At 41.4% G+C, this 4,573-nt stretch carries 4 protein-coding genes and 1 tRNA gene; 3 read left to right on the forward strand and 2 right to left on the reverse strand.

Features of this window, described 5'->3' with window-relative positions; all coding sequences use genetic code 11:
* Positions 1-317: 317 nt before the first annotated feature.
* Together HMPREF2661_RS11290 and HMPREF2661_RS09055 are read left to right on the forward strand one after the other, a co-directional pair.
* On the forward strand, positions 318-488 hold the full coding sequence (locus HMPREF2661_RS11290) for a hypothetical protein (RefSeq protein ID WP_199900461.1): 171 nt from the start codon (positions 318-320) through the stop codon (positions 486-488).
* Positions 489-499: 11 nt separating this feature from the next.
* Complete coding sequence (locus HMPREF2661_RS09055) at positions 500-1,540, forward strand: LLM class flavin-dependent oxidoreductase (RefSeq protein ID WP_070823456.1); 1,041 nt, start codon at positions 500-502, stop codon at positions 1,538-1,540.
* A gap of 31 nt (positions 1,541-1,571) precedes the next feature.
* On the opposite strand, the gene HMPREF2661_RS09060 is transcribed toward HMPREF2661_RS09055, so the two are convergent.
* Entirely contained in the window at positions 1,572-2,474 is a 903-nt protein-coding gene (locus HMPREF2661_RS09060) for a LysR family transcriptional regulator (protein WP_084824328.1), read from the reverse strand.
* A gap of 129 nt (positions 2,475-2,603) precedes the next feature.
* On the opposite strand from HMPREF2661_RS09060, the gene hchA reads away from it, so the two are divergent.
* Positions 2,604-3,470 (forward strand): glyoxalase III HchA, encoded by an 867-nt coding sequence (hchA, locus tag HMPREF2661_RS09065; RefSeq protein WP_070823459.1) that lies wholly within the window; start codon positions 2,604-2,606, stop codon positions 3,468-3,470.
* A gap of 297 nt (positions 3,471-3,767) precedes the next feature.
* Here hchA and HMPREF2661_RS09070 read toward each other — a convergent pair.
* Positions 3,768-3,842, reverse strand: a tRNA-Glu gene (locus HMPREF2661_RS09070).
* Positions 3,843-4,573 lie beyond the last annotated feature (731 nt).

Genomic DNA, 4,573 nt, shown 5'->3' on the forward strand with positions numbered 1-4,573 from the left:
AGCATACTCTCTAGAGTATCATTAATTCTCATTTAACATATAGGAACAAGAAGCGGAATTTGTAGAAGAATAGGAAAAAGGAAAATAATTTATATTATGTTAAATTCATAATGCTAGCATTTGTTCATTAAGATATCTGTTGCTCGTTTATTTAAACCTACTAAACTAATTCACGTTCCCTCATCTCAATATTCTCTTTTTTCTCACTAAGCTTTTTTTTATCTTAAAATAAAGTATGATTCAGCCAATAGATATCAATATTCATAATCACCGGCTCAACAATGCGCAGTCGCACCAAATTAGTAAAGGCAGAAATCATGCAATCCTTACGCAACGAGCTCTGGGAAAAACTCGGCAACGGTGAAATCGGCAAACCGATTATTCATCAAGTATTTGATTTTAAAGACGTAGCAAAAGCCCATATAGAAATGGACAAAGGCTTGCATATTGGGAAAGTGATGTTGGATTTCACTTTGCTCAATCAATAAGGAGAAACACCATGAAACTTTCTATTCTCAATCTTGCCCCCGTTCGTGAAGGGCAAACTTATTTGCAAGCGGTCGATTCGATGGTGAATCTTGCAAAACATGCAGAGAACATTGGCATTGAACGCTATTGGATTGCTGAGCATCATAATATGAAAAATTTGGTGAGTTCAGCGACCGCACTTTTAATTCAACATACGCTAGCCAATACGAAAACTTTGCGTGTGGGGTCAGGTGGTGTGATGTTACCGAATCATTCGCCGTATGTAGTAGCTGAGCAATATGGCACACTGGAGACGCTTTATCCAAACCGTGTTGAACTCGGTTTAGGCCGTGCACCAGGAACGGATATGCAAACGGCTGCAGCACTTCGTCGTGGACGAAATAGTCTGGACTTCCCTGCGGAAATTGCAGAACTTCGCGGTTACTTTAAAGACTGTAACCCTGTATCAGCTTATCCTTCTGCGGGCTTGAATATACCATTTTACATTTTAGGATCTAGCACCGAAAGTGCGTATCTTGCGGCAGAGCTTGGCTTGCCTTACGCCTTTGCTTCACACTTTGCGCCACGCATGATGGAAATGGCGGTAGATATTTATCGCAAAAACTTCAAACCCTCTACCTATCTTGCTGAGCCTTATGTCATCTTAGGGGTGAACGCGATTGTCGCTGAAACCGATAAAGAAGCGAAACAATTAGCGACAACACAAACACTATTTTTCTTAAACGTGGTGACTAACGCGCAACAAAATTTACAACCACCTTTGGCATCAGAGGAAGATGTTTGGAAAGCCCAAATGCATGCCCAAAAGAAACCGCACTTTGGTCCAGTCGATTTCGAGGAAATCCCGATTTACAACCAAGAGCGAGCCGTTGTAGAACAAATGACTGCTTGTTCGCTTATCGGTAGTCCTGAAAGCGTGGATTTTCAACTCAAGCAATTACGTGAACGGGTACATTTTGATGAAATTATGGCGGTGAGCTATATTTTTGATGAACAAAAGCAAGCCCAATCTTACACGATGTTGAAAGCGATTGTGGATAAGCTATTGTGAAAAAACATGGCGAGATTATCTCGCCATGTTTTTATGCCTTAACCATTTTCGCTAACAAGATCTCTTTTAGTTTGTTATATACCCATATCACCCGCTCGGCAACAATCGTTTGATATGGTCGATACAAATAAAGCTGCCATTTTTGCTTTTCAATTTCAGGGAAGAGCTCCACCAATTGACCGTTTTCTAAATAGGGATCACAAACACTGTTGATAATATAAGAGCAAGTGCGTCCAGCCAATGCTGATTGCAGTTCGCTTTGCACATCTGAGGCAAAAAAAATCGCGCGGTTTGGCATAAAGCGTTGTTCAGCATTGATTTGCCACTGCCAAATACGTTTAAGCTTAGGGTCAATCAAACCACTCAGCGGATAATTTTGAGCTAAATCTTGCAGATCTTTAGGAAAATCTAATCGCTTGAGCAAAGTTGGCGAAGCGACAATTTTTTCCGAAAAAGTGCAAATATGCTGCGCCCCCCAATCCAGCTCGGGTTCTTGACAAATTCGCAAGCCAATATCGATCTGGTCATCCACACTTTTGAGCTTATCAATGCCCACCCTCCAGTCAATCGCAATATCCGGGTAAGGCTCAAGTGCAGTTAATAATTCAAACAAAATTTCATCGTTATAAGGCATCGGAGGCAAAGTAATTCTCACGACGCCTTGCATTGCTTTATCTTTCACATTGTTTATGGAAAATAGCCGTTCACCTTCCGCCAAATATTGTATGGCTTTCGGCAAAAATTGTTCGCCAAACTCTGTTAGCTTGATATTTCGTGTGTTACGTTTAAACATACTTTCACCTAATAAAGCCTCAAGATCGGCGATCATTCTTGTTACCACTTGAGGTGAAACGGCAAGCCGCTGAGCCGTTTCGCGAAAATTTAAGGTTTCCGCTGCAGAGCAAAAATAGCGAAGAGCCTCTAATTTATTCATCATTATTCCTTTTTTAAGAATAGTCTATTCTCATTTTATTGATTTTCATTTCAAAAAACTAGGCTTATACTTCACATCGTTAAGACAAGTAACCTGTTTTAAATTTTCTTTTAACATTAGGAGAACAAAATGGCAGATCTCAAAAGTCCTGTGGCAGACCGTGCAGAACATAATGCGTTTTTCCCTTCAACATACTCATTAAGCCAATATGTGGCGAAAAAAACGGATTTCGACGGTTTTAAATTCAACAAACCTTACACAGGCGGCAAACACAAAATTTTAATGGTCGCATCAGACGAGCGTTATCTTGAAATGAAAAATGGCAAATTATTCTCGACAGGTAACCACCCTGTGGAAACAATGTTGCCAATGTTACACATTCACCACGCTGGTTTTGAAATTGAAGTAGCAACCCTTTCAGGTAACTCAGTAAAATTTGAAATGTGGGCTATGCCAACCGAAGATGAAGCGGTAATGGGCTTATACGAAACCTACTTGCCGAAATTCAAAAATCCACACAAATTAGCGGATATTTTGGCGGAAGTCACCGCGGAAGATTCACCATACTTAGGCGTGTTAATCCCAGGTGGTCACGCAGCATTGCACGGCTTACCGTTCAGCACCGATATGAAGGCGGTGTTAAATTGGGCATTTGCAAATGATAAATATATCATCAGCTTATGTCACGGTCCTGCGGCATTCTTAGCAGCAAGCGTAGGCGAAAGAACTGAAGATTTCCCATTCAAAGGTTATGAGATTTGCGTATTCCCAGATGCGTTAGACGAAGGCGCAAACGTGGATATCGGCTACATTCCAGGCAAATTACAATGGTTATTGGCAGAACGTTTAGAAGCGTTAGGCGTGAAAGTGTTAAATGAAGGCATTACCGGTCAAGTGAACAAAGATCGTAATGTACTAACCGGCGACAGCCCGCTTGCGTCAAATAATCTTGGGATTTTAGCGGCGGATGAGTTGTTAAAGAAAGTAGGAGAATAAGCCTAAATCAAGAAAAGTGCAGTGAAATCAGATTTCATCGCACTTTTTATTTATTTAAGCCGGTTTTATGTCTACTGAATTCCCCTATTAGAAAATAGGCATCAGATTAACAGCATTTTAAATCAACGAAAAATATTAATAAGCCGTTTCTATTGGTAAACCTGTCTACTCCCAACCATCAAACCCACCAATTAGGCTAAACACATTTTCATAGCCTTGCTCAACGAGAAACGTCGCCACTAAACATGAAAAAATAAGCCATCACTATTCTTTAGTGATGGCTTATTTTAAAGTAACTGGCACGCCCACGGGGAATCGAACCCCGGTTACCGCCGTGAAAGGGCGATGTCCTAACCGCTAGACGATGGGCGCGGAGATTTTCTGTGGCGCACCCGGAGCGATTCGAACGCCCGACCCTCTGGTTCGTAGCCAGATACTCTATCCAACTGAGCAAGCCCTAGCCTGCAAGGGGTGGGTATGTGCTGCCCACGCACTCCCTTCAGGCTACCTGAAAAAGTGCAGGCTGCTTTTCAATGCAACAAAACAGTTCAAAAGCAGCAAGCGTAGGTTGGGTCGAGACCCAACCAAACATCAAGGTCGTCTGAAATCAATTCTCAGACGACCTTCCCTATAATTTTTATCCAAAAAATACTGACAGAGGTATGCCTGGAAAAATAGTCGGTCAGCAATCACCAACGAAAACGGTGCGCGCTACCGCTTTGCCTACGACGTACTCGACCGAAATAAAAAGGTTCAACGAATATACTTCATCTTTAACAGATAAAATAGGTGTATAAGCAATCAAATAAATCATGACAACGAATTTGATATGGTATCTGTGATAATGCCACTGGTAAAGGGGGAAGGATTAACGGGAAGAAGGCCGTCTGAACGGTTGAATTTGGGCAATTCAAAATCTTTGTCCGTCCTATTCCAGCCTGCTATCAGTGATAGAGTGACAGTCTGTGAGTTGAAGATACTTGGTATCGTACTAAGGCTCCCTGCTCTCTACCCTATTCCACTAACCAATAATTAAGTGGTAGAGTTACGGCAAGATTAAGCTGCCAAATTTCTCTTAAAACCTATTGATTTTATACTAAAAA

The organism is Neisseria sp. HMSC061B04 (genome assembly GCF_001836705.1).
In the GTDB taxonomy this organism is placed as follows: domain Bacteria; phylum Pseudomonadota; class Gammaproteobacteria; order Burkholderiales; family Neisseriaceae; genus Neisseria.